The sequence below is a fragment of the Cupriavidus sp. GW823-FHT07B10 genome (assembly GCF_058794355.1).
On sequence record NZ_JBXAGS010000009.1, the window covers coordinates 213208 to 235887 of the forward strand.

At 66.8% G+C, this 22680-nt stretch carries 21 protein-coding genes; 6 read left to right on the top strand and 15 right to left on the bottom strand.

Annotated features, from left to right (window positions below; all coding sequences use genetic code 11):
- Positions 1-16 precede the first annotated feature (16 nt).
- From AC1Q6V_RS20290 to AC1Q6V_RS20300, 3 genes are all read left to right on the top strand, one after another.
- Entirely contained in the window at positions 17-445 is a 429-nt protein-coding gene (locus tag AC1Q6V_RS20290) for an ACT domain-containing protein (RefSeq protein ID WP_010811579.1), read from the top strand.
- 210 nt (positions 446-655) lie between these two features.
- A complete protein-coding gene (locus AC1Q6V_RS20295; protein ID WP_011615190.1) occupies positions 656-1108 on the top strand; it encodes a PA2169 family four-helix-bundle protein in 453 nt (150 codons plus the stop codon).
- 30 nt (positions 1109-1138) lie between these two features.
- Entirely contained in the window at positions 1139-1441 is a 303-nt protein-coding gene (locus tag AC1Q6V_RS20300) for a hypothetical protein (RefSeq protein ID WP_058697255.1), read from the top strand.
- Here the strand turns inward: AC1Q6V_RS20300 and AC1Q6V_RS20305 are convergent.
- The 7 genes from AC1Q6V_RS20305 to rpoD form a co-directional block, all read right to left on the bottom strand.
- The gene (locus AC1Q6V_RS20305; RefSeq protein WP_454750342.1) at positions 1438-2043 is read right to left on the bottom strand and encodes a J domain-containing protein; all 606 of its coding nucleotides are present in this window, start codon (positions 2041-2043) and stop codon (positions 1438-1440) included. The genes AC1Q6V_RS20300 and AC1Q6V_RS20305 overlap by 4 nt on opposite strands.
- 92 nt (positions 2044-2135) lie before the next feature.
- Complete coding sequence (locus tag AC1Q6V_RS20310) at positions 2136-4586, bottom strand: spermidine synthase (protein ID WP_454750341.1); 2451 nt, start codon at positions 4584-4586, stop codon at positions 2136-2138.
- 32 nt (positions 4587-4618) lie between these two features.
- Entirely contained in the window at positions 4619-5398 is a 780-nt protein-coding gene (locus tag AC1Q6V_RS20315) for a protein-L-isoaspartate(D-aspartate) O-methyltransferase (protein ID WP_011615192.1), read from the bottom strand.
- A 72-nt stretch (positions 5399-5470) separates the two neighbouring features.
- Entirely contained in the window at positions 5471-8296 is a 2826-nt protein-coding gene (locus AC1Q6V_RS20320; protein ID WP_454750340.1) for an Hsp70 family protein, read from the bottom strand.
- Positions 8271-10118 carry an Hsp70 family protein gene (locus AC1Q6V_RS20325; protein WP_454750339.1) on the bottom strand — a complete coding sequence of 616 codons (1848 nt, stop codon included), beginning with the start codon at positions 10116-10118 and terminating at the stop codon, positions 8271-8273. Before AC1Q6V_RS20325 ends, AC1Q6V_RS20320 begins: the two co-directional genes overlap by 26 nt.
- Complete coding sequence (locus AC1Q6V_RS20330) at positions 10118-10702, bottom strand: DUF2760 domain-containing protein (protein WP_439668849.1); 585 nt, start codon at positions 10700-10702, stop codon at positions 10118-10120. Before AC1Q6V_RS20330 ends, AC1Q6V_RS20325 begins: the two co-directional genes overlap by 1 nt.
- A gap of 56 nt (positions 10703-10758) precedes the next feature.
- Positions 10759-12729, bottom strand: coding sequence for an RNA polymerase sigma factor RpoD (gene rpoD, locus AC1Q6V_RS20335; RefSeq protein WP_011615196.1), 1971 nt, complete (start codon positions 12727-12729; stop codon positions 10759-10761).
- Between the two features lie 325 nt (positions 12730-13054).
- Between rpoD and AC1Q6V_RS20340 the strand changes: the two genes are divergently transcribed.
- Positions 13055-13900 (top strand): class II glutamine amidotransferase, encoded by an 846-nt coding sequence (locus AC1Q6V_RS20340; protein ID WP_010811589.1) that lies wholly within the window; start codon positions 13055-13057, stop codon positions 13898-13900.
- Positions 13901-13953: 53 nt separating this feature from the next.
- On the opposite strand, the gene AC1Q6V_RS20345 is transcribed toward AC1Q6V_RS20340, so the two are convergent.
- The 6 genes from AC1Q6V_RS20345 to AC1Q6V_RS20370 form a co-directional block, all read right to left on the bottom strand.
- A complete protein-coding gene (locus tag AC1Q6V_RS20345; protein ID WP_454750338.1) occupies positions 13954-14274 on the bottom strand; it encodes a hypothetical protein in 321 nt (106 codons plus the stop codon).
- Positions 14275-14344: 70 nt separating this feature from the next.
- Positions 14345-15721 (bottom strand): MFS transporter, encoded by a 1377-nt coding sequence (locus AC1Q6V_RS20350; RefSeq protein WP_454750337.1) that lies wholly within the window; start codon positions 15719-15721, stop codon positions 14345-14347.
- 39 nt (positions 15722-15760) lie between these two features.
- The gene (locus AC1Q6V_RS20355; protein ID WP_454750336.1) at positions 15761-17014 is read right to left on the bottom strand and encodes an NAD(P)/FAD-dependent oxidoreductase; all 1254 of its coding nucleotides are present in this window, start codon (positions 17012-17014) and stop codon (positions 15761-15763) included.
- A gap of 31 nt (positions 17015-17045) precedes the next feature.
- Positions 17046-17360: a non-heme iron oxygenase ferredoxin subunit gene (locus AC1Q6V_RS20360; RefSeq protein WP_010811593.1), complete on the bottom strand. Its 315-nt coding sequence runs from the start codon at positions 17358-17360 to the stop codon at positions 17046-17048.
- A gap of 12 nt (positions 17361-17372) precedes the next feature.
- On the bottom strand, positions 17373-17843 hold the full coding sequence (locus AC1Q6V_RS20365) for an aromatic-ring-hydroxylating dioxygenase subunit beta (RefSeq protein WP_454750335.1): 471 nt from the start codon (positions 17841-17843) through the stop codon (positions 17373-17375).
- A gap of 4 nt (positions 17844-17847) precedes the next feature.
- Positions 17848-19098 (bottom strand): aromatic ring-hydroxylating dioxygenase subunit alpha, encoded by a 1251-nt coding sequence (locus tag AC1Q6V_RS20370; protein WP_439671655.1) that lies wholly within the window; start codon positions 19096-19098, stop codon positions 17848-17850.
- Positions 19099-19212: 114 nt separating this feature from the next.
- Between AC1Q6V_RS20370 and AC1Q6V_RS20375 the strand changes: the two genes are divergently transcribed.
- Positions 19213-20115, top strand: a complete 903-nt coding sequence (locus AC1Q6V_RS20375; protein ID WP_058697247.1) for a LysR family transcriptional regulator — start codon at positions 19213-19215, stop codon at positions 20113-20115.
- Here AC1Q6V_RS20375 and AC1Q6V_RS20380 read toward each other — a convergent pair.
- On the bottom strand, positions 20112-20285 hold the full coding sequence (locus tag AC1Q6V_RS20380; protein WP_454750334.1) for a hypothetical protein: 174 nt from the start codon (positions 20283-20285) through the stop codon (positions 20112-20114). The genes AC1Q6V_RS20375 and AC1Q6V_RS20380 overlap by 4 nt on opposite strands.
- 316 nt (positions 20286-20601) lie before the next feature.
- On the bottom strand, positions 20602-21789 hold the full coding sequence (locus tag AC1Q6V_RS20385) for an MFS transporter (protein ID WP_454750333.1): 1188 nt from the start codon (positions 21787-21789) through the stop codon (positions 20602-20604).
- A 355-nt stretch (positions 21790-22144) separates the two neighbouring features.
- Between AC1Q6V_RS20385 and AC1Q6V_RS20390 the strand changes: the two genes are divergently transcribed.
- Positions 22145-22525, top strand: coding sequence for a hypothetical protein (locus AC1Q6V_RS20390; RefSeq protein WP_010811599.1), 381 nt, complete (start codon positions 22145-22147; stop codon positions 22523-22525).
- The last annotated feature ends 155 nt before the right edge of the window (positions 22526-22680 follow it).

Genomic DNA, 22680 nt, shown 5'->3' on the forward strand with positions numbered 1-22680 from the left:
ATTGGAGGAATGAGCAATGACCAACGATCTTCTCGTGGAACGCGTGGACGTGTGGGCGGCAACCATACCGGACCGTCCCGGCGGCCTCGCCGAGGTACTGGAGACCTTGCGCGATGCCGGTGCGGACCTGCAATTCGCGATTGCGCGCCGCACGCCGGAGGACCCCGGCAAGGGTGTCGTGTTCGTGACACCGCTGCAGAATGACAGGGAAATCCGTGCCGCTGCCCAGGTCGGCTTCAACGTCACGCACAGCCTGCATTCGGTGCGAATCATGGGCGGGGACCGGCCCGGCATCGTGGCGGAACTGACCCGAAAGCTGGCGGAAGGCGGAATCAACCTGCGCGGATTCTCTGCCTCCGTCATCGGGATACAGTTTGTCGCGTACGTGTCGGTGGACTCGCTCGACGATGCGAACAAGGCAATGGCAATCCTGGGCAAGGGCTGAAGCGAGGTTCAGCCATCTCCTATCATGGAATCACGCCTTGCCTCTGAACGGGCAGGCAGATGGGGCCCGGCGCGAACCGGCTGATTCATGTTGATGGCGTCTCCGACGTTCCCCTCGCGGCCGGTTGCGCCGTGGCGGTCCGTCCGTTGGCGAGACCTGGCGACTTGCGCCGAAGTTGCGCATCGCTGGCATGCAAATTGGGAGAATTCCATGGGCAACAACCAGCAACAAGCTGTCTTGGCGCTGAACCAGCTGATCGAGGCTGGCAAGGACAGCGAACTGGCCTGCATGAGCGGAGCCAGCGAAGTGCGCGATGCAGCGCTGCGCGACATTCTGACCAGCACCGCGGAATCGTACCGGGCGTCGGTGAAGGAACTGCAGTCGATGGTCAGCGCCATGGGCGGCGCGCCAGCTGACCGGGGCAGCATGAATGGCATGCTGTACCGCCGCTGGATGGCATTCCGCCACATGCTGTCGCCGAACAACGACGACGCCGTGCTGGGCATGTGCGAGCACGAGGAAGATGCCGCCAGGCGCGAGTATCAGTCCGTCATGATGAAGCCGCTGCCGCCAGAGGCCAGCGCGGCGCTGCAGCGCCAGTATGAGGCGTTGACGCAGCATCATGGCCGGATTCATGCCATGCGCGGGATGCAGATTCACTGAGGGCCCGGCTTCGCGCGATGGGAGTAAGCAATGGCAACCTACGAGTTCAAGGACAAGGATCTACAGTTCCTTGCCCAGGGCGCCGACTCCTGTTTCCCGTCCCCTGACGCTACTTTCGTTGAGTGCGCGGACAGCCATCCGGCGTTCCTGGTGACATGGCCGGAGAGTGGACCGACGACGATGCATCTCAAGGTGCAGATTCGGGCAAGCCAGTACGCCAGTTACCTGACGGATCCGTTCAGGGGACGCGAAGTCCTGCGCAAGGCGGTTGAAGATCGCCTTGCGCTGATCCATACAGTGAAAAGCGGGCTCCTGGTCGCCCCCGACATCTAGGAGCGGATGCCGAACAAGCCGTGCCAGAACGAATCGAAGGCGCCGGCATGACGCCTGGGCCGCGTTTCCTCGTCGGGGTTTGACGCTGCCGCCCCGTCGGGCGCCTGGGCGGCCTCGGTGTCCGGCGCGTGCGCGTCCCGCGCACTTGCCCGCCGCGACTCCTGCAGCGCCCATATGCTGTCCGCGATGCGTGACGCCAGTTCCGCCTCGCAGTCGCGGCCGAGCAGCACGCCGAAGATGACGTCGCGGTTGTGGCCGTCGTCGGCAAAGCGCATCGCGATACCGAGCATTTTCTCGTAGTGTTCCTGCGCGATGCGCTGGCTCTCGCGTTGCGCCTCGCGCTCCTGCTCTTCCTGGGCCTCGCTCTCGGCCTGCCAGCGCCGCATCTCCCGCTCGAATACCTCGTCGTAGATCTGGCGCTGCCCGGCATCGGAGAGAATGGTGTAGGCGTCGCGGATTTCCTGGAATGCCGCATGCGCCTCAGTCTCGCGGCCAAGGTTGCGGTCGGGGTGCCACTTCATCGCGGCGCGGCGGTAGGCGCGCTTGATCTCGTCCAGGGTGGCGTCCGGTGCCACGCCGAGGGTTGTGTAGAGGGTGGTCATGGGCCGATTGGGCGTCTTTCTGCCGGGCGGGCATTCATCCTAGCACGGGGTGACCCGCAGCCATGGCATGCGAGATCGATCCCGGCCCCGGTTCATGGGCACGCAAGCGCCGCGGCAGCGTACAGGAGCAGCGCCAGCAGCACCACCGCGGTGAATCCGACATGGATCGCGACCAGCGTGGCAAGGACCGCCGCCACCACCGAGGCGCAGGCGTTGATGCCCCATGCCCAGGGCACCAGCGTTTCGTCGCGCACCGCGACCCGGGCCAGGCCGAGCGGGAACGGCATTCCCATCAGAAACGCCAGCGGCGCGATCAGCAGCACTGAGACACCTATCCTGGCCGGGTCCGGCAACCCGATCAGCAGCCTGAACACCGTCGGCAGCGCCGCCAGGTAGACCAGCGCGGCCACGCAGATGCCGTTGACGGCCAGCGCCGCCTGCCGCCGGCCGCGGTCATCGCCAGCGCGCGCGGGCATGCGCTGGGCGTATCGGCTACCCAGTCCCGCAAAGCAGAGAAAGGCGCACAGCACCACCGCGACCGCGTAGAGCGGGTGGCTCAGGAACAGGATGAATTTCTGGATAAAGGCGATCTCCACGAACATGAAGCCGAGGCCGACCGCCAGGAAGTAGAAGCCGGCTCGCCATTCGGGCAAGCGCCGCACGGCTGCGCCATTGCCGCCAGGCCCCGCGGCGGGCTGCGGCCGGGGGCGCCGCCGCAGAATCCAGAGCGGGACCACGATCAGCAGCCATGCCAGGGCGGTGGCCTGCAGCAACGTCGCCACCAGCACCGGATAGCCCCATTCCAGCAAGGGCAGGCCACCCTGCGCCTTGAGCGACAGCAGTTCAGGCAGCGTGCGCCATTTGAAGAAATGGAAGAAATACGGCCTGTCGTCGGTGGCGGGCCGCACATCGAACTTGTAGCGGGACAGGAACCGGTCGTGTTCGGGGCCGAGCAGGGCCTGCGCGGCGTCGAAGAAGTAGGGCTGGTCCAGCACGTTGTAGCGATTCGCCTGGCCGGGCTGGATGCCGGGATAGTATTCGACGTCGAACGAACGGGCGCGGCAGAAGTCGGCGAGGGCGGCAAGGTCCGCGGCACTGAATTCCCCGTTCTTGACCACCAGCGTGGCCGTCTTCCAGCCACGGATCAGCGCCAGCCGCCGGGACGGATCGGGCACGCCCGCGCCTTCCATGGCGGCCACGGCGGTGGCGAGCAGTTTTGGTATGTCGCGCGGCGGCAGCGTGACCCAGCGCGTGATCGCAAGCAGGCCGCCGGGCCGAAGATGGCGCAGGTAGCCCTGGAAGGCCTCAACGGTATAGAGATAGCTCTCGGAGAGCGCGTACAGTCCGGCCGATGAGGTGCTGAATGAATCCAGCAGGGCCACCTGGATCAGGTCGTAGCGTGCCGTGCTGGCCGCCAGGAAGCCGCGCGCCTCGCCGGCAAAGACACGCACGCCGGCGGCACTGTACGGCTTGCCGGAAAACGCAGCGAAGCGGCCCTGCACCAGGTCGATCACCTGCGGATTCAGTTCCACGGCATCGACCGCGCTGGCCTGGTGATAGACCGCCTGCAACACGTCCGCCCCCGCACCGCTGCCCAGCACCAGCACCTTCGGATTGCGCAGCAAGTGGTAGGGCAGGGCAGAGGTCAGGTCGCCCAGGTAGGCAAGCGGTTCGCGCCGGCCGTCATGGCGATTGAGCGCACTGAGCCCGTCGCCATCGGTAAATACGGCCAGTTGTGCTGGCGGCTCCTGGCTGGCATTCAGGCTCAGCCCGGGTGCGTGCCGCAACGGGATCGAAGGGCTCTCGACCACCGTGACCAGGCCGAGGGGACTCGAGCGCTGCGCCACCACGCGCGCGTTGCCGATGCGCAGGGCCTGGCTCAGCTCCTTGTACTCGGACGGCCGCAGCGCAATCCAGTCACCTGGCACACCGGCCGGAACGATTGCCGCCAACAGCAGCAGCGCCGGCAGCCAGGGCCGGTGCCAGCGGCATTCCACGCATGCCAGCGCCGCCGCCGCCATGCCTGCCATGCCGACCAGCCGCAGCGCATCGACCGGATGCAGCGCGAACAGCGCCACGATGATGCCCAGGCAGCCCAGCCCGGCGCCAAGGATATCGAAGCTGTAGATGCGCGGAACCTGCCCGGTGAAGCGGGAAAAGCTCAGGCAGATACTGGTCGCGGCGCAAAAGAACGGCACGAACAGCAGCAGGTAGATCAGCAACAGGCGCAGCGGCTGCGATGGCTCCCACAGGATCTCCAGGGGGTTGAACGCCACGTGCTGGGCCAGGGCGAAGCAACCCATCGCGCTGACGCCGAACAGCAGGGCCCCGCCCGCGAACACTGGCACGAAATGGCGGACCAGCGTTCGCTGCGCCAGCGCCACCAGCGCACCCGCCGCGCCATAGCCCAGCAGTGCCACGCTGATCATCATGTAGGCGAAGTGATGCCACTGGATGATGGAAAGCAGCCGCATCAGCAGGATCTCGTAGCCCAGCGCGGCGGCAGAGAGCAAGGCCAGGGCGAACAGCGGGGGGCGTGGCATGGCGTCAGCTGGCCGGGCTGATGTGCCGCGCTTCAGTGCTTGCCAACCAGCGGCACGAACCTGACCGGCAGGATCTGCCTGGTGGAAACGGTGCCGTCCTCGGACTTTTCGACCAGCAGCAGGTACTGCGTCAGGAACTGGGCGCCCACCGGGATCACCATGCGCCCGCCTGGCTTCAGTTGCCGGATCAGCGGCGGCGGCACGTGGCTGGCCGCCGCGGTGACGACAATGGCGTCATAGGGCGCGTGTTCGTCCCAGCCGTAGTAGCCGTCGCCCACCTTGCACGCCACCTGCCGGTAGGCCAGCCGCTTCAGGCGGTCGCAGGCGTGCCGTCCCAGCGGCTCGATGATCTCGATGGTATAGACCGCGCGCGCCAGCCCGGTCAGCACCGCGGCCTGGTAGCCGGATCCGGTGCCGATTTCCAACACGGTGTCGCCAGGCTTGACCATCATCAGGTCGGTCATCAGGGCGACGATATACGGCTGCGAAATGGTCTGGCCATGGCCTATCGGCAGCGGCCGGTTCTCATAGGCGTGCGGCTTCTGCGCGTCCGGCACAAACTCGTGGCGAGGCACTTGCCCCATCACGGCCATGACGCGCGGGTCGATGGCATGCCTGCCGCTCTGGGCGGCGGCCGCTGCCGCGACCGCGGCGATCTCCCTGACCATGTCGGCGCGCTGCGGGGCAAGGGCGTCGTCGGCGGCGGTGATCGAGCAGGGCAAGGCCAGCGCGATGGCGGCGACCAGGATTGGGAGGAGTGGGCGGGGCGCTGATGGCTTCACGAGTGGGGCAGGCAAGGAGCCTACCGTCATCGTAGATCATCGGCCTGGCTGGCGCAGGTAAGTGGCAAATGAGGCGCCTGCCAGTCGCTTCGCGCTGGTCTGCTACCCCGCGATCAACTTGAGCCCGGCGGGCAGCGCCTCCCCAAACACCCGCCCCTCGTCCGCGGTATTGAGTTCCACCACTTCGCGCACCATGGCAATCCAGCTTGGCGGCGCGTTGGCGGCTTCCAGCCGGCGCACCACGGTTGCCCGGATCTCGTCGGGCAGGTCGCGGCTGCGATCGCCGGTCATGCGCGCGATCTGCACGGCGGCGAACGCTGCCGGCTCGACCTTTTTCCAGTCGAGGGCCAGGATCGCGTCCACCCATTGGGCGGCGGTCCCGGCCGGCACCACGCTGTGCGCGCTGCCGTAGAACGGCCGGCGCGCGCCGATGCGGCCCACGGCCCACCAGCCCTGGCTGTTTTCGGATGGCTTGCGCAGCCGGGCCAGCAGCCATTCGGCCAGTTCGATCTTGGCGTCGGCGGGAATGCGCTCGAGCGAGCCGGCAAGGCGCACCATATCGGCATAGCCGCCCCTGGCGGGCCCGGCGGGCTTCTTGTAGCGGGTGCTGCCGGGTGGCTGCAGGTAGAAGGCCATGTCTTCCAGCAGGCGCAGTTGCGCGCTTTCGTCCAGCCCGCCTGCCGCGCGCCGCCACAGCGTCCACCACTCGGACCAGTTCTGGCTTTCGTTGACGTACTGGATGCCCTGGTCGTACTGCGACCAGAGTTGCCCGACGCGCCATTCGTCGAGCGGATAGCCGAATCCCGGGCGCACGCAATAGCCGGCCAGGTTCAGCCACAGGCGTTCATGGTCGGCAGTGCGCCGCCTGCGCCGGGCGCGTTCCCAGAAGGCGCCGAACAGCTCGCGCAGCACGGCGCTGTCCCATTGCTCGCGCGCACCCAGCAGCTGTTCCAGCTGCGCACGCAGGCGCTTGACCTCCTTGGGGCCGACGTCCTGCGAGCGCGCGCCAAAGGTGCGGTCAATCGCCTCCAGGGCCTGGGGCAGGGACGGGTGTGCCGTATCGGGCGCTGGTGCCGCCTGGGTGTCATTGCCACGCAACTGGAACTCAAGGCGCCATCGCTGCGAGGCATCCGCGATGTCGATGCAGTGGACCTCGAGCGTGCCGACCTCGGTCAGCGAGGCGGTGATCTGCACCGGCGTTTCCCGCGGGCCGCTGGCGCCGCGCGGCGGCACGACGGTGGCGATCGGCGGCAGGCGGATGAAGTCGCCCGCCGACAGGTCGGTCAGCTGACCGGGCTGATAGGCCGTGTCGGCGACGGAGGATGCCAGGTGGAATTGCACCGGATGGCCGAGCCGCAAGGCGAAAGTGCGGTCGCTGAGGTGAATCTCGTGGCCCTCCTCAGTGCCGCGCGGCAGCAGGCAGATCCCTTGCTGCCCCGACGCGCCATCATCGAGGACCAGAAAGTAGCTGCGCGGCGAGCCGCCGCCGATGCGCGGGGCCTGCCCGGCACGGGCCCGGGCATACGCGACCGCGCCCCGGGCCACGGCAACGTCGGGATTGTCGTTGTGCAGGACCTGCAGCGGCGCGCCGCGCCACGTGCCCAGCGTGTCGGCGATGCGGCCGGCCAGCGCCTGCGCCCTGAATACGCCGCCGTTGAGGAGCAGGGTATCGGGCATCGGCAAGGCATCGGCCGGCGCCTGTGGTGCGTCCAGTGCCGCCCGCGACTGCGCCGCATGCTGGCTCAGGAACGCCGCAACGTGCCGGGTCACGGCGGGGTCGGACGCATACGGCAGGCCGAACTCGACAATCGCGCCCCGTGCGCGCCCCGGCCTTTCACTGGCTGGCACCTTGGGGAAGAAGCCGTCGACGATCAGCTGTTCGACCTCCTGCCGCGTCACTTCCACCGAGCGTGCGCCGCCGACCAGCCTGGCACCAGCGCCCAGCAGCGTCACCGCGACCGAGTCCGGCGCCTGCTCGCCGAGCAGCTGTTCCTTGGCGGCGCGGCAGCGCGCGACCAGCTGCGACAGGCCGGCCGCCGACAGCCGCGGCTGCGCGGCCCCGCCGGCGCCCAGGCGCGCCTCGACCAGATGCGCCAGGCCAAGATCCATGTTGTCGCCGCCGAGCATCAGGTGGTTGCCCACGCCGATGCGGGTCAGCTGCGGCTGCCCGTCCTGCATGTCCACCCGGATCAGGGTGAGGTCGGTGGTGCCGCCGCCCACGTCGCAGATCAGCACCAGGCGGGTTTGCGCCAGGTCGGTGTCCAGGCTCTGGCGATGATGGAACAGCCAGTCGTAGAGCGCGGCTTGCGGCTCCTCGAGCAGGCGCAGCGCGGGCAGACCGGCCAGGCGCGCCGCCTCAAGCGTCAGCGCGCGCGCGCCTTCGTCGAACGAGGCGGGCACGGTGAGGACCACGTCCTGGTCCTCGAGCCGCGCATCGGGAAAACGGTGGTTCCACGCCGCGCACACATAGCCCAGGTAGCTGGCGCTGGCGACGACGGGCGAGATCTTGTCGAGATCGTCATCCCCGCCCCAAGGCAGGATGGCCGCGGTGCGGTCGACCGAAGCATGCGACAGCCAGCTCTTTGCGCTGGCTACGAGCCTGCCGGGCACTTGCGCGCCGAGCGTGGCCGCCAGGCGGCCGAACACGGTCCGGCGCGCGGCGGCGCTGGCGGCGGATTGCCAGGGCAGCTGCAGGTCGTCGCCGCTGAGCTCGCCCGGTGCCGCGTGGTAGCGCACCGAGGGCAGCAGGGGACGGGCCGCGACCTCGCCCGGGCTGACCAGCTGGTCGATATCGAAGACGCGGATATCGTCGGACCCGGCCTTCGCGTAGGCGACGACGGTGTTGCTGGTGCCGAGGTCGATGCCGACGACGTATTGCTTCGTCGCCGGCCCGGCCGCTTGCTCAGGCATCGGCGCTGCCGCGCACATCGAACTCGACCTTCCAGCGCTCAGCGCTGCCGCCGGGCACGGCTTCGAGTTCCAGGGTGCCGGCCTCGGTCACCCGCGCATGCAGCCTGACCGGTACCACTTCGCCCGCGGTGCGGCCTTCGGCCGGCAGGGTCGCCTGGATTTCTTCCAGCTCCTGCAGTTCCTCCGGCCCCCAGTAGTCCAGCAGGGTGCCGACCTGGTCCTGGCGGCGCACCGACGAGCCGAAGAAGCGGAAGTGCACGGGTTCGCCCACCACCAGGCCGAATTCCTGCGGCGGCAGCGCGGCCTCGGTGCCTTCCTCCATGCCGAACGGCGCCACGCACAGGGCCTGGATCGGCGGTTCGAAGCCAGGCACGGCGGGCATCGACGATTCCACGGCGATATAGTAGGCGCGCGCGGTGCCGCCACGAATCCGCACCCCCTTGCCGCGCCGCACGTAGCCGTAATAGGCGGCGCCGCGTGCCACGGCCAGGTCCAGCTCGGCGCCGTCAAGCAGGCGGGCAGGGGCCGCGCCTTCCGCGGCGAGCCAGCCGTTCAGCGTCTGCAGGATGCGGTCCGCCAGCAGGCCGGACTTGAACACGCCGCCGTTGAACAGGACGGCGGTCGGGTGCAGCAAGGTCGCGCCTTCCGGCTGTGCGCCTTGCAAGCCTTCGATTTCGGCCAGCGCCGCCACCTGCCGGCCCAGGAACGCGGCCAGGTGCCGCGTGATGGCCGCATCCTGCGCATAGGGCAAGCCAAGCTGCGTCAGGCCGGCGCGTGCGCGGCTCACCGGGCGGGCCGAGGCCTCGACTTGCGGGAAGAAGCCTTCCAGGATGGTCTGGGTCAGCTCGGCGCGGGTCAGGTCCGTGCGGATCGAGCCGCCGATCAGCCTGGAGCCGCGGCTGGGCACGACCAGGGGCACGGTATCGGTATCCGGGTCGGTCAGCAGCGTTTCCTTGGCCGCGCGGCAGGCATAGGTCAGCGCGCGCAGTTGCCACGGATCGGCCTGCGTGCCCTGGGCCGCCAGCTTGCGCGCCACCACGTGGGCCAGCGCCAGATCCATGTTGTCGCCGCCGAGCAGGATATGGTCGCCGACCGCAATACGGTGCAGCTCAAGGTTGCCTTCGCGCTCGATCACGGCGATCAGCGAAAGGTCGGTGGTGCCGCCACCCACATCGACGACGAGGATGATGTCGCCGACCTTGACCTGCTTGCGCCATTGGCCGCCGCTTTTCTGGATCCAGCTATAGAGCGCGGCCTGGGGTTCCTCGAGCAGGGTCATGCGGGCATAGCCGGCCGCGGCGGCCGCCTCGGCCGTCAGCTCCCGTGCGGCCGGGTCGAACGATGCGGGAATCGTCACGGTGACGTCCTGCTCGCCAAACGGCGCTTCGGGGTGGGCCTGGTCCCAGGCTTCACGCAGGTGCGTGAGATAGCGCACGGAAGCCTCCAGCGGCGACACGCGCGTCACCTCGGGCGGTGCGTCGTTGGGCAGGACCGGCGCGCGGCGGTCGATGCCGGGATGGCACAGCCAGCTCTTCGCGCTCGACACCAGGCGGATCGGCGTGGCCGCGCCGCGGCTGCGCGCCAGCTCGCCCACGGCGAAGTCGCGCGCGGCGTTCCACGGCAGCGCCAGGTCGCCCGGGGCGAGTTCGCTGGCGTGTGGCAGGTACAGGAAGGAGGGCAGCAGGTCCAGGTCTTCGACGGCCCCCGGCGCGGTCAGCTGCGTGATGGGCAGGACGCGCTGGCTGGTCTTCTCGCCATCGCTGGCGGCCAGGTCGACGTAGGAGACCGCGCTATGGGTGGTGCCCAGGTCGATGCCGATGGCATAGCGTGCTTCGCTCATCAAAGCTCCACCTCGGCGGGGGCAATCACGGTGGCGTCATGGCGTTCGGCCACGCGCGGCAGGCGGACTTCCTCGACCTTCCAGCCGCGGTGGCTGATGCTGCCATGGAACGGCGCGCTGCCTACCACGTTGCCGGTCAGGCGGATGGCGGTGGCATCGAAGCCGTCGGCCAGCGTGACACGGCTGCCCTCGGCTTCCTCGCGCACCGGCCGGATGGTGAAATGCTCGCGCAGCACCCCGCGGCAGCCATCGTGCACCAGGCGCGCGGCGGCACCGATCTCCGTGTCGGAATAGCGCGCGATATCTTCCTCGACGAAGTCGATGAAGCGTGCATCGCGCTGGAGCAGTCCGAGCAACTGCAGCGCCGCCACCGGGCTGGCTTCCTTCAGCACGGGTGCGGCAGCCTCCACCACCGGGGCGGGAGCAGGTGCTGATACAGGCGCGGGCGCCGGCGCCGCGGCGAATCCCTCGCCGTCACGCAGGCGCTTGACACCGGCCGCGAGTTCGCGGTTGCCAAGGATGGCGAAGAAGGTGCCCATGGCAAGCGAGACCCTGCCGAAGAAAGATAGGTTCGAGTCAGTCATCCGAAAGCTCCTGTCTGCTCTGTGTCAGTCGGCCAAGCGGCTGTTGCCGGCAAGTATCAGGCGTCGCGCAGATAGGTGATCAGCTGGTCTGCCCGGCTGGGATGCCTCAGCTTCTTCATTGCCTTGCTTTCAATCTGGCGGATCCGCTCGCGCGTGACATCGAACTGCTTGCCGACTTCTTCCAGCGTGTAGTCGGTGGACATATCGATGCCAAAGCGCATCCGCAGCACCTTGGCTTCACGCGGCGTGAGCTCGTCGAGCATTTCGCGCACGACGGCGCGCAGGCCCGCCTGCAATGCGGCGTCGGCGGGCGTGGCCGTGTCCGAGTCGGCAATCATGTCGCCCAGGCTGGTATCGCCATCCTCGCCGACCGGGGTTTCCATCGAGACCGGCTCTTTCGCGATTTTCATGATCGAGCGAACCTTGTCTTCGGTCATGTCCAGGCGCTCGGCCAGCACCGCCGGATCGGGTTCCTTGCCGGTCTGCTGCATGATCTCGCGCGACAGGCGATTGAGCTTGTTGATCTGCTCGATCATGTGCACCGGGACGCGGATGGTGCGGGCCTGGTCGGCAATCGCCCGCGTCACGGCCTGGCGCACCCACCACGTCGCGTAGGTGGAGAATTTCCAGCCGCGGCGATATTCGAACTTGTCGACCGCCTTCATCAGGCCGATGTTGCCTTCCTGGATCAGATCCAGGAACAGCATCCCGCGGTTGGTGTACTTCTTGGCAATCGAGATCACCAGCCGCAGGTTGGCCTGCGTCATCTCGTGCTTGGCCTGGCGCATCTGCCGCTCGGCAGCCAGCATCTTGCGGTTGACGCCCTTCAGGTCGGGCAGCGACAGCGCCGCCCGGGCCTGGATGTCGATCAGCTTTTGCTGGTGCGCCTCGAGGTCCGGCAGGGCCCGCGCGACCGCCGCGCTGTACGGACGGGACTGGGCGACCAGCTCCTGCCCCCAGGCCAGGTTGGTTTCATTGCCGGGGAAGCGGGCGATGACCTCCTCGCGCTCCATCCCGCAGCGCTCGACCAGCAGCTGGACCACCTGGCGCTCGACCGTGCGCACCTCGTCGACCATGGCCTGGACGTTGGCGCACAGGCGCTCGATGGTCTTCGCGGTAAAGCGGATCGTGCGCAGTTCTTCGCGCACCGCATCCCTTGCGGCCAGGAAGGCTGCCGAGCCCGCGCCATTTGCGGCGCTTTCCTGGCACATCAGCTCGAATTGCGCGGTGACGCGCGCGAACCGCTTCAGGCATTCCTCACGCAGTTGGGCCAGGGCTTTTTCGTTGCTTTGCTGGGTCGAGCCTTCGTCGTCGGAGTCTTCGGAATCGTCATCGGCCTCGTCGGCACTATCGACGCTGTCGTCGGTCTCGTCAGCTGCCGCCGCCACGGCTGCTTCGGCAATACTCTCGTCGCTCAGGCCATCGACCAGGTCGTCGATGCTGATTTCATTGCTGGCGACCTTGCCCGACAGCTCGAGAATCGCGGCGATGGTGAACGGGCAGGCCGAGATGGCATGCACCATATTGTTCAGGCCTTCCTCGATGCGCTTGGCGATCTCGACTTCCTGCTTGCGCGTGAGCAGCGTTGCCGAGCTCATTTCGCGCATGTACATGCGCACCGGGTCGGTGGTCCGGCCGAACTCGGAGTCCACAGTCGCAAGCGCTACCTCGGCCTCTTCATCGGCCTGGTCGTCCGAGGCCACCACCGGGCCATCGCTCAGGAGCAGCGTCTCGGCATCCGGCGTCTGCTCATAGATCTTCACGCCCATCTCGGCGAACGTGCTGACGATGCTTTCCATCGCCGCCGTGTCAGTGAAGTTCTCCGGCAGGTGGTCGCTGATATCCGCGTGGGTCAGGTAGCCGCGCTGCCTGCCCAGCTGGATCAGCGCACGCAATTGCTGGCTACGCGCGGCGGCTTCCGTCGATGGATCAGGCTGCGCCGTCGACCCTGCGCTGGTCTGGCCAGGGTCCTTGATTGCGCCTGTTTCTCGTGTTTTAGCTGCCGTTCGTTGTACGCCGCTTGTCATTTACTACTGTTTCCTTCGTGAATCGCGTTTCGACAGCAGCGCGCACGCTGTGCGTGCGCTATCGGGCCTGCTGTCAAGGCTCGTGAGGTACCGGTGCGGCGCGGGCCGATATCGGACGCCGTGACCATTGGAATCGGGGAGGACGCGTATTCTACAGCCATTGCTGCTTCGCAGCGTCAACTCGCCGTATCCCGGTGGAGCCGGCGCACAGTTGAGGGTAGCCGGTGCGCCACAGCTGCGCGTGCTTTGCGTTCGCGCGTTGTCGTCCTACAACTGGAAGTGTGGGCCGGAAGCCACCGGGCCGCACCGGTCAAGGAGGAGCATCATGTGCCGCTGGCTGGCTTACTCGGGCAAATCCGTTCCGCTGGAAACGGTGCTGTTCCAGCCGGAACACTCGCTGATCGACCAGAGCCTGAATTCGCGGCTGGGTCATACCACGACCAATGGCGACGGGTTCGGCGTCGGGTGGTATGGACGTCACTCGGAGGTGCCGTTCCGCTACCGCTGCCTGCACCCGGCCTGGAGCGACACCAACCTGCGCGAGACCGCGCGGGCGGTGAGAGCGCCACTTTTCGTTGCCCACGTGCGCGCAGCCACCGGCACCCCGACGCAGGAGACCAACTGCCATCCGTTCCGCTTCGGCCGCTGGCTGTTCGTCCACAACGGCCTGATCCGCGAATACCCGCTGTTGCGGCGCGACCTGATGTTGGCCGTGGCGCCGCACCTGTTCCGCTGGATCGAGGGGTCGACCGACTCCGAGGTGATGTTCTTCCTGGCCCTGAGTTTCGGCCTGGAGCGCGATCCGGGCGGCGCGCTGGAACAGATGGCCGGGCTGATCGAGGACGTTGGCCACCGTTACGATGTGCAGTTTCCGCTCAACATGACCGTCTGCGTGACCGACGGCCAGCAGATCGTGGCGGTGCGCTATTCGAGCGAGACGGACTCGCGCTCGCTGTTCCACAGCACCTCGTTCCGGCAATTGCGCGCGCTTTACCCGGACGATCCGCGCATCATCGCCGCCGGCGACAACGCCTTCCTGGTGCTGTCCGAGCCGCTGATCGAGGTGCAGGGGGTATGGGAGGAAATTCCCGAGGCGACCACCCTGGTGGCCCGGGGTGGCGAGATCGAGCGCCGCCGCTTCGTGCCGCGGATGCCTTCCCAGTCGGCCTGAGGGCGTAAAGGAGCAAGGGAGCGCGGCAGGATCCGGCTCCGCAGGACAAGTCCTTACTCGTGACCCTTCACGGCCCTCTTGGTCGCGCGATAGCCCTGTTTGGTGGTATCGGCAATCGCATGGCCGGCCGCCTTCGCGCCGCGGCCAATGGCATGCGCGCCGTCGCGCACCGCATGCCCGGCCTGCTTGCCAGCCGATTTGACGCCGTTCTTGAACCCGCGCGCGTCCTCGGCCACCCCCGCGTGCGCCATCGGGGTGGCCAGGGTCACCAATACGAATGCAATGATCGAGGCTCTTGCCTTCATCGCGACAACCTCTTCGATTCTGACTGAACCGGGGTCGGGGCCTGGAAGTGATCCCGACGTGGTTCCCATGAATACATTCTAGCCGTGCCCGCGCCTGTCCCCCGGAGCGCTGCCCGCCGGGCCGCGCCGGCCTGGGGAATCAGTTCCGGTCCGCGATGGACAGCCCGACCGGCGACGCAGGCAGCCCGGCGCTCATTTCGTCGTAGCGGGCCGATGCCGAGCGCCTGTGATCGATCAGCAGGACCGCGCCCATGCCAATCACCGCCGGAATTGCGATCGCGATGAAGTTCTGCTGCAGCGGGAGTTCCATGGCGACGAGTACCCCGATGACGATTGGGGCGAGGATGGCCCCGCTGCGGCCGATGCCCAGGGCCCAGCCAAGACCGGTGGAACGGATGGCGGTCGGGTAGAACTGCCCGGTGTAGGCATTGGCGACGATCTGCGTGCCGATCGTCGACGCACCGGCCAGGCCCACCACCACGAACAGCAGTTCAGTCGGCATCCTGAATCCGAGCAGCGTGATCGAGACCGCGGCCAGCGCGTACATGGCGGCGAGCACGTACTTGATGTGGTAGCGGTCGGCGAGCCAGCCGCCGCCCACGGCGCCGATCATCGCCCCGAGGTTGAGGACCAGCACGAAGGTCAGCGCGGAACCCAGGCTGTAGCCGGCGCCCGCCATCAGCCTGGTCAGCCATGAACTGAGCGCGTACACCATGAACAGGCACATGAAGAACGCGATCCAGAACATGATGGTGCTGAAGCCACGGCCCTCGTGGAACAGGTGCCGGATTGGCGCGCTGGCGGCCTTGTCCTGCGCCGGCACGGCGAAGCGGTCGGTGGCCGACCACCGTTGCTCCGGCGCAAGCCTGGAGACGATGCGCCGCAACGCTTCGTGGTCGCCCCTGGCCAGCAGGAACGGCATCGATTCTGGCAGCGACCCGAGAATGACAGGAACGAGGAGCACGGGCAGGCCGGCCGCCAGGAAGACCGACTGCCAGCCGTAGGCCTCGATCAGGCTCTTGCCGAGCAGCGCCGCCAGGACCCCGCCCACGGCATAGCCGCTGAACATCACGGTGACCAGGGTCGCCCGGATTTTCTTCGGCGCGTACTCGGTCATTTGCGCGACCACATTCGGCATCACGCCGCCGATGCCGAGCCCGGCCAGGAAGCGGGCCATGCTGAACAGCAGCGGGTCCTTGACCAGCCCGGCCGCAGCGGTGAAGACGCTGAACAGGGCGACGCAGATCGCGATCGTCCAGCGGCGGCCGATCCTGTCGGCCATGGTGCCGAGGAAGATCGCGCCGAACACCATGCCGAACAGCGCGGAGCTGACCATGAGCCCCGCCTGGGTCGGGGCGACGCCGAGGTCCTTCATGATCGAAGGCAGCGCGATGCCCACGACCGCGAGGTCATAGCCGTCGAAGATGATGATGAGTGCGCACCAGAACAGCACGAGCGCATGGAAGCGGTTGAAGCGGGCCGTGTCGGCCAGCTTGTGGATGTCGATTTGCTGCATGGGGGCTTGTCTCCGGTCGGTCTGTTCTTATGGCTGGGCTTACTGCCTGGACATCGGCACGTTCGGGTCGGCCAGGCGGCTGGCATCGACCGGCTTGCGCTGCTCGATGTGGCGGCGCGCGAAGCGCAGGTCGCGCGCGGCGTTGGGCCCTAGCGCGGCCTTGACCACGTCGCCGTCGAGGTAGAACAGCACGAAGCTGTCCGCGCCGGGCGTGCCGCGTGCCACCACGCGGTGCGAGGGAAGGGGGATGCCATGGATCTGCAGGTTCATGCCGTACTGGTCTGACCAGAACCAAGGCAGCGGCTGATAGTCGACCGCGAGACCGAGCGCCGCGCGCGCGGCGGCAATGCCCTGTTCCTGGGCGTTCTGCCAGGATTCCAGCCGCAGGCGCCGGCCGGCCCACGGGTTGGGCGTGACCGCGACGTCGCCCGCGGCGAAGATGTCGGGGTCGGACGTGCGGCAACCTGCGTCGACGACCACGCCGCCGTCGCACTCCAATCCGGCTTCCCAGGCAAGCTCGTCGTTCGGCACGAGACCGACACCCGCAACGATGGCGTGGCAAGCCAGCGTGCTGCCATCGGCCAGCTTCACGACGGACCGGCCACCGGTACCGGGGGCGATGCCGGCGATATTGGCGCCGAGCATGACACGGGTGCCATGCGAGGCATGCAGCCCGAGCAGGTGCTCCGAGACTTCCGGCGGCACGGTGCGCTCGCACAGCCGGCTCTGGGCTTCGAGCACGGTGACCTCGGCACCTTTGCGGCGTGCCGTGGCGGCGACTTCGAGGCCGATCCAGCCGCCGCCGATCACCACGATGCTGCGCCCGGGCCGCAACGCCGGCGCCAGCGCCAGGGCATCGCCAATCGTGCGCAATGTATGCACGGCAGCCGTGTCGACGCCCGGAACGGTGAGCGCGCGGGCCCTGCCGCCGGTGCACAGGATCAGCTTGTCGTAAGGCAGCATCTCTCCGTTGGCTATCTCCAGGCGCTTCGCGGCCCGGTCTATGCGGGTGACGCGCGTGTCCAGCCACCACTCCAGCCCGAGCGCAGCGAACGCTTCAGGCTTGAGCAGCCACGTGCTGGCGGGTGCGGCCTCGCCGGCCAGCACGGCCTTGGATAACGGCGGCCGCTCATGCGGTGGATGGGCCTCGTCCCCGATCAGCACGAGCCGACCGGTGAAGCCCTCGTTGCGCAGCGTCTGGGCGGCCCAGCCGCCAGCCTGGCCGGCACCGACGATGACGATGGTGGCGGTTGGCGATATGGGAATCGCGGTGTCTGAGCGCTCGGAATCCATGGCTGTCTCCTCTGGTTGGTGACGCGACCTCTCAGCCGAGATCGAGGTACACCTTGTCGCCGTCGATCCGGACCGGGTAGGTGCGAATGTTCTCGGTCAGCGGGGCGCACTTCGCAGCACCGTCGCGGATATCGAACCTGCCCTGGTGAAGCGGGCACTCGATCTCATGTCCCTCCAGGAAGCCTTCGCACAGGCGCGCATGGCCATGGGTGCAGATGTTGTCGGTCGCGTAGACGTCGCCGTCCACGCCGTACAAGGCGATCTCCTGGCCTTGCACGGCCACGGCGATGACATCGTCCTGCGGGACGTCGGACAGCAGCGCTGCCTCGATCCAGGTTTCGGTCATGAATCACTCCTGCTAGATGGGGTAGATCAGCGAGTTGGGGATCATCTCGCTATCGAAGACGCAGATGCGCGAGGCGAAGCGCAAGCCCGCCGGCGTCCGGACGACGGTGTCGAGGTAGCGGCCAACGTTGTAGACATCGGTCATCTGGTCCGGCTTGGTGCGCAGCACCGCGTAGTTGGTCTCGGCCAAGATCCTGTCGCCGTCGGCCTCCCTGATCAGCGGCGCGCCGACAATGTGGCGCTGGTAGTAGGGATCGTGGAACAGGGTCTCGCGAATGCCGTAGATGCGGTCCTTGAGCATGCCCTTGCTTTCGAGCGAGAGCGTTGCCAGCGGCAGGCCACGCTCGTGGTTCTCGCGGGGCTGGACCCGGTAGAGGCAGTCTTCGGTGAAGAATTCCGGCCAGCGGTCCCAGTCGCCGTTGTCCACGGCGCTGGTGTAGTCGGCGAACAGGGAGAGCAGGGCGTAGTAGTCAGTGAAGTCCATGGCGTCAGACCTCCATCACCTTGCGCCAATAGGCGTACATGCCGCGGATCAGGGTTTCGGTCACCATGTGGTCCGTGTTCTCCGCGGTCTTGCCGCCCAGTTCGGCGATCACGCGATGCCAGGGTTTCTGGGAGAAGCCTTCCTGCGAGCATTCGATGGCTTCGCCATCGTCGGCCGACACGAAGCCGGCGGGGCCGAAGAGATTGGCCTGGCGCAGGCGGCGCCGCGTCATCTCCTCGGTGTCGTCTTCGAAGCCGAAGTGCGTCCAGACGAAATCGAAGGAATCCGGGCCATGGGGCTGGATATGGCGCGTGGAGACCGAGTTGACCTGCTGCTGGAAGATCACGCTCGGGAACACCGTCATCATCACGGCGGTAGGCTCTCCCCACCACGGCTCGTGGACGATGTCGAGGACGCGGTCGTCGTGCAGCGCCATCTGGTCCTTGAAGCTGGATACACCGGAGGTCACGTCGCTCTTGCCGCCCTGGCCGCGGGTCGACACCATGGCGGCATGCCGGAAGTGCGGGTCCATCACCAGGCGTGCCTTGTTGTCGGCGCGCCAGAGGCCGAAGGTGACAAACCAGGTATGCAGCAGGCCGGGGTGGTAGGGGTCCTTGATGTTCTCCTGCATGAGCTTCCAGTTGCCCGGAATGCGCTGCTTGTTGTAGCCGAGGACCTTCAGCTTGCGGCCGTTGAAGAGCCGGTCGAAGTAGCCGAGGATATCCGGCCCGAGGTATTCCTCGAGTGATGGAACCTCATGGTCGAACGAGGCAAACACGACACCACCGCGTGTCGCGACCTTCAGTTGCGTGAGCCCGTGCTCCTGCGGCCTGAAGTCGGCGGGCATGCCGCCATTGACCTTGCCGTCCTGCTTGACCCCGCGACGCAGCGGCACGCCTTGCAGGTTGCCCTTCAGGTCATAGTTCCACTGGTGGTAGGGGCAGTGGAAGTCCTTCCGGTTGCCGCTGCGTTCCCGGCAGAACTTCATGCCGCGATGGGCGCACACGTTTTCGACGACGTTGATCTCGCCGTCCTGGTCGCGCACCAGGATCACGGAACGCTCGCCAAGCGTGGTGCGCTTGAAGTCACCGGGATTCGGGATCTCCGCCTCGAGCCCGACGTAGTTCCAATGACCGCGGTAGAAGCAGCGTTCGAGTTCACGCTGGTATAGCTGTGCATCCGTATACACGCGGAACGGGATGCGGCTGATGCTGTCGTCGGCCCACACCGGGCCGGCCTGCGGGGAGATTGCCATGCTTGTCTCCGGCTATGTCTCTTCGTATGGGAAGGATCATGGTGCACGGAGGAAAATTAACCAATAGAATTCTGGCTATAATGAATATTCATAAAATCAATAAGAGACGGCACCATGGAGCTCAAGGACGTCGATCTGAACCTGCTGGTCGTGTTCGATAACCTGCTGCGGCAGGGCACCGTTTCCGGCGCCGCGAAGACCCTGAATCTGAGCCAGCCCGCGGTCAGCAATGCGCTGGCCCGCTTGCGCACCTTGTTCGGCGACCCGCTGTTTGTACGAAGCAGCAAGGGCATGCTGCCGACACCCCTTGCCGAGGAACTGGCGGAACCGGTTGCCTATGCGCTGGAGTCGCTGCAGGCGGCGCTCAGCCACAAGGTGTCGTTCGATCCGCTGCGCAGCGTGCGCGCATTCCGGATCGCCATGACGGATATCGGCGAGGTGCACTTCATCCCGCCGCTAATGGGCGCGCTTGGCGACCGCGCCCCGGGTGTCACGGTAACGACAGTGCGTAATACGGCAGTGGACCTGGCGGCGGAGATGAGCCAGGGAAAGATCGACTTGGCGGTTGGCCATCTTCCTGAACTCGGCACGACGTTCTTTCAACGGCGGCTATTTCGCCAGCGATACGTTTGCCTGTTCCGGCCCGGTCATGCCATGGACAAGAAGACGGTCAGCATGCGCGACTTCGAGGCGGCGGAGCACATCGTGGTCACGGCGGCGGGGACGGGGCATGCCCGGGTCGACGAGATCCTCGCCCAGCACGGCGTACAGCGCAAGATCCGGCTGCGTGTCCCCCATTTCGTCGCACTGGCGGACATCATTGCCACTACCGACCTGGTCGCCACGGTGACCTTGACGTTTGCGGAGCGATGCGCCAGGTACTTCGGGCTCAGGTACGTCAAGCATCCGTTCGCGTTGCCGGAAATCCAGATCAACCTGTTCTGGCATGCCCGGTATCATCGCGATCCGGCGAATCAGTGGCTGCGCGACCAGTTCGTCGGCTTGTTTTCGGATTAGGCGTAGCACTGCTGCTGCGTGGATAAGCTCGCCTCAGCCGCGATCTGCTTGCGTAGTGTCGCGAAGCGCGCTTGCACTTCTTCCCCGAACATAGGATCAGAGCTTTCGGGAGCCGCGTCGGCAATAGCTGCCCAGTCCTCTTGTGTCAGCAACTGGGCAGCGCGCGGCATTGCCTGTCTCTCCTCGGTAGAGAGATGGTTACGGCAGTACACAAGGTACATGGCTGCGGCTGCCTCCAGCGCCGCTCGCGAACTTATAGCGTCTCCCTCCCTGGTGGAATACGCATACCTGCTCTTCCAGTAGGTCGAGCAGACGAGAGAAATTGAGGTGCGCGGCATGCCATACGGCAAGTTGGGTGGACATGGCGCGCTCCTTGGGAACGGGCAAGTACAGGGCTTGTTCGAAGGCCGATTGATTTCAGTCAGCCTTAAGCAGGACAGTAGTCTCCAATTTCCGAGTAGGTCGGATATAGCTCAAGGGATCAGTTCACGGATGCGGGTGCAGCACCTGTCTGCGCGTCATCAGGCAGCTCAGGTTCCCCGACAGGAAAGCCGCCAGCAGCAAGGCACCGGCACTCCAGGCCACGGCCGGAAGCCATGGCAGCAGGTTTGCCAGCACGGGGGTCTTGCTGGCGCCCGATGACACCAGGGCAATGCGCATGAACGCGGCAACCGCCAAAGCGGCAAATACCAGCCCGGTGTACATCCCTTCGCGGCCGACGTGACCGGCGTCGAGCGCCGCACTGGCCGTCGCGGCGAACATGATTCCCCACAGGCCGCCGGCAAGACACTGCACGGCGAGGATGGCCCCGAGCGAGCCCGCAACTGTGAAGCCGAACAACGACAGGGCGCCAAGGGCCGCGGCGGTCAACAGCAGCGTATAGGGCGGATAGCGCCGCAGCAACGACGTCGCGGGCAGCAGCGTGCCCAGCGCGAAGCTAATCCAGAACACCGGCGTCACGCGCTCCAGCTCGGCAGCCGTGACAAAGCGCAGGTACGCCGGCGCGGAGTTGACGGTGGTGTGGATCTGGAAGCCGAGCGCAAGCACCCAGACCGCGGCAAACAGCAGCCAGACGCGCTTGAGCGCAACGCCGGCTGCCGGCGCGGCGTCGGCATCGTGGCGCGCCGGGCCGGATTCGATCCATCGCAGCGCGGCCACGGCCACCGCCAGCCCCACGCTTGCGGCCAGGAACGGCAGCATGGGCGACGCATCGCGCAGCCGGGCCGTCAGCAGCGGAGCCACGGCTCCGGCAAGGCCGACGCCGAGCAGCGAGCATCCCACCAGGAACGACGACGCGGTCGCCGGCAGCCGCCGGGCAATGATTACCATGGGCGGCGCCCGCAACGCCGAAGAGGTGGCTGCCCAGAGCGCGGTCAGGCCCAGCAGCAGCGCTGGTGAAGTTGCCCGGGGCAGCAGCACGAAAGCCAGTGCGGAGATGACCGACAGCCCCAGCATCCAGCCTCCCAGCCTGCGCATCGCGTTGGCGACACGGTCGGCCGCGACGCCCACCGTGAAATCCATGGCGACAAAGATCAACTGGTCCATCAGCAGGATCAAGGCGACGTGCGCGCGCGCGATGCCGGCCTGCGCGGCCAGCTGGGGCAGGAAGGCCACATAGAGGGTCCATGTCACCGCCAACAGGAACTGCACAGCGCAGAAGACCAACGCGCGCATGCCGCCCTCCCGCCTGGATTGACCAACAGCCTATTCCTGTGCTCGACGGCTGGACTGCCGCGCTGAGCCTCCCATAGCAAGGATAGGGCAGCGTCTTGCCATGGGAGTGGCGGATTGTGCAGGTGCGATTGGGCCTCGCGAGTCGCCTGCGGTCCAACAGTCCACGGGAAGTGGCGGGGCGGTACCAACACTAGACCATTTGGCGGCGCACCGGCGCCCACTGCCGCTCCCGCGGCCAAATGAGGGCGCAGTGTCATAAGCGGCCTGTAAGCTGCACTTTTGGCATGACCTGGCCAAGAACTTGCTAGGTCAATGCGTAAGGTCGCAAGCCGGCAGCCATCAGTTGGGAGGAACCATGCAGCACGCACGCATCACCGCGCACAGGGGGATTCTGGTCGTCGAGCTGTTACCTGACGAGGCAAACGACGAGGCCACCCCGACCAACAAGCTCCGCAACCTGGCCACGGTCATTCATGACACAGGGCGGCACCTGGGTGTTTCAGAGGAAGCCCTGGCGCTGCTGAAGCTGGTGAAGCGCGGCCTGGACGCCATCGGCGACTTCGCGTGGTTCAGTAGTGACGATGGAAAAGATCATTTTGCGTGGCTGGGCGGCCCGAAGCGGCTTGTGGATCCCACTGCAGTGGCGGCTGCCCGGAGCTACGCCATACTTGCGCACCGCGTCATACCGAACGAGGTGCCAGAGGGCGCCAGGAAGGCCATCGAAGCCAATTTTTGAACGTGCGGCATCGCTCCGGGCCGGGCCGATCTTTCGAGTGATCCGCGCTGCTAGAACGAGGAGAGTGTCGAGCGATACCTTTCCCAGAGCTCTTGCAGCATGGACTCCGAAGGCGGTGTGATGTCAAAACCGGCGACGTTTCCGAAAACACCGAG

Coding starts and splice junctions, on each gene's coding strand:
- AC1Q6V_RS20315 (WP_011615192.1), bottom strand. CDS start 5,398: ATGACGGTAGGCTCCTTGCCTGCCCCACTCGTGAAGCCATCAGCGCCC.
- AC1Q6V_RS20385 (WP_454750333.1), bottom strand. CDS start 21,789: ATGCGCGCGTTGGTCTTCTGCGCTGTGCAGTTCCTGTTGGCGGTGACA.
- AC1Q6V_RS20320 (WP_454750340.1), bottom strand. CDS start 8,296: ATGTGCGCGGCAGCGCCGATGCCTGAGCAAGCGGCCGGGCCGGCGACG.
- AC1Q6V_RS20345 (WP_454750338.1), bottom strand. CDS start 14,274: ATGGGAACCACGTCGGGATCACTTCCAGGCCCCGACCCCGGTTCAGTC.
- AC1Q6V_RS20370 (WP_439671655.1), bottom strand. CDS start 19,098: ATGGCAATCTCCCCGCAGGCCGGCCCGGTGTGGGCCGACGACAGCATC.
- AC1Q6V_RS20325 (WP_454750339.1), bottom strand. CDS start 10,118: ATGAGCGAAGCACGCTATGCCATCGGCATCGACCTGGGCACCACCCAT.
- AC1Q6V_RS20330 (WP_439668849.1), bottom strand. CDS start 10,702: ATGACTGACTCGAACCTATCTTTCTTCGGCAGGGTCTCGCTTGCCATG.
- AC1Q6V_RS20390 (WP_010811599.1), top strand. CDS start 22,145: ATGCAGCACGCACGCATCACCGCGCACAGGGGGATTCTGGTCGTCGAG.
- AC1Q6V_RS20310 (WP_454750341.1), bottom strand. CDS start 4,586: ATGCCACGCCCCCCGCTGTTCGCCCTGGCCTTGCTCTCTGCCGCCGCG.
- AC1Q6V_RS20365 (WP_454750335.1), bottom strand. CDS start 17,843: ATGGACTTCACTGACTACTACGCCCTGCTCTCCCTGTTCGCCGACTAC.
- AC1Q6V_RS20355 (WP_454750336.1), bottom strand. CDS start 17,014: ATGGATTCCGAGCGCTCAGACACCGCGATTCCCATATCGCCAACCGCC.
- AC1Q6V_RS20380 (WP_454750334.1), bottom strand. CDS start 20,285: ATGCCGCGCGCTGCCCAGTTGCTGACACAAGAGGACTGGGCAGCTATT.
- AC1Q6V_RS20305 (WP_454750342.1), bottom strand. CDS start 2,043: ATGACCACCCTCTACACAACCCTCGGCGTGGCACCGGACGCCACCCTG.
- AC1Q6V_RS20360 (WP_010811593.1), bottom strand. CDS start 17,360: ATGACCGAAACCTGGATCGAGGCAGCGCTGCTGTCCGACGTCCCGCAG.
- rpoD (WP_011615196.1), bottom strand. CDS start 12,729: ATGACAAGCGGCGTACAACGAACGGCAGCTAAAACACGAGAAACAGGC.
- AC1Q6V_RS20350 (WP_454750337.1), bottom strand. CDS start 15,721: ATGCAGCAAATCGACATCCACAAGCTGGCCGACACGGCCCGCTTCAAC.
- AC1Q6V_RS20340 (WP_010811589.1), top strand. CDS start 13,055: ATGTGCCGCTGGCTGGCTTACTCGGGCAAATCCGTTCCGCTGGAAACG.
- AC1Q6V_RS20375 (WP_058697247.1), top strand. CDS start 19,213: ATGGAGCTCAAGGACGTCGATCTGAACCTGCTGGTCGTGTTCGATAAC.
- AC1Q6V_RS20290 (WP_010811579.1), top strand. CDS start 17: ATGACCAACGATCTTCTCGTGGAACGCGTGGACGTGTGGGCGGCAACC.
- AC1Q6V_RS20300 (WP_058697255.1), top strand. CDS start 1,139: ATGGCAACCTACGAGTTCAAGGACAAGGATCTACAGTTCCTTGCCCAG.
- AC1Q6V_RS20295 (WP_011615190.1), top strand. CDS start 656: ATGGGCAACAACCAGCAACAAGCTGTCTTGGCGCTGAACCAGCTGATC.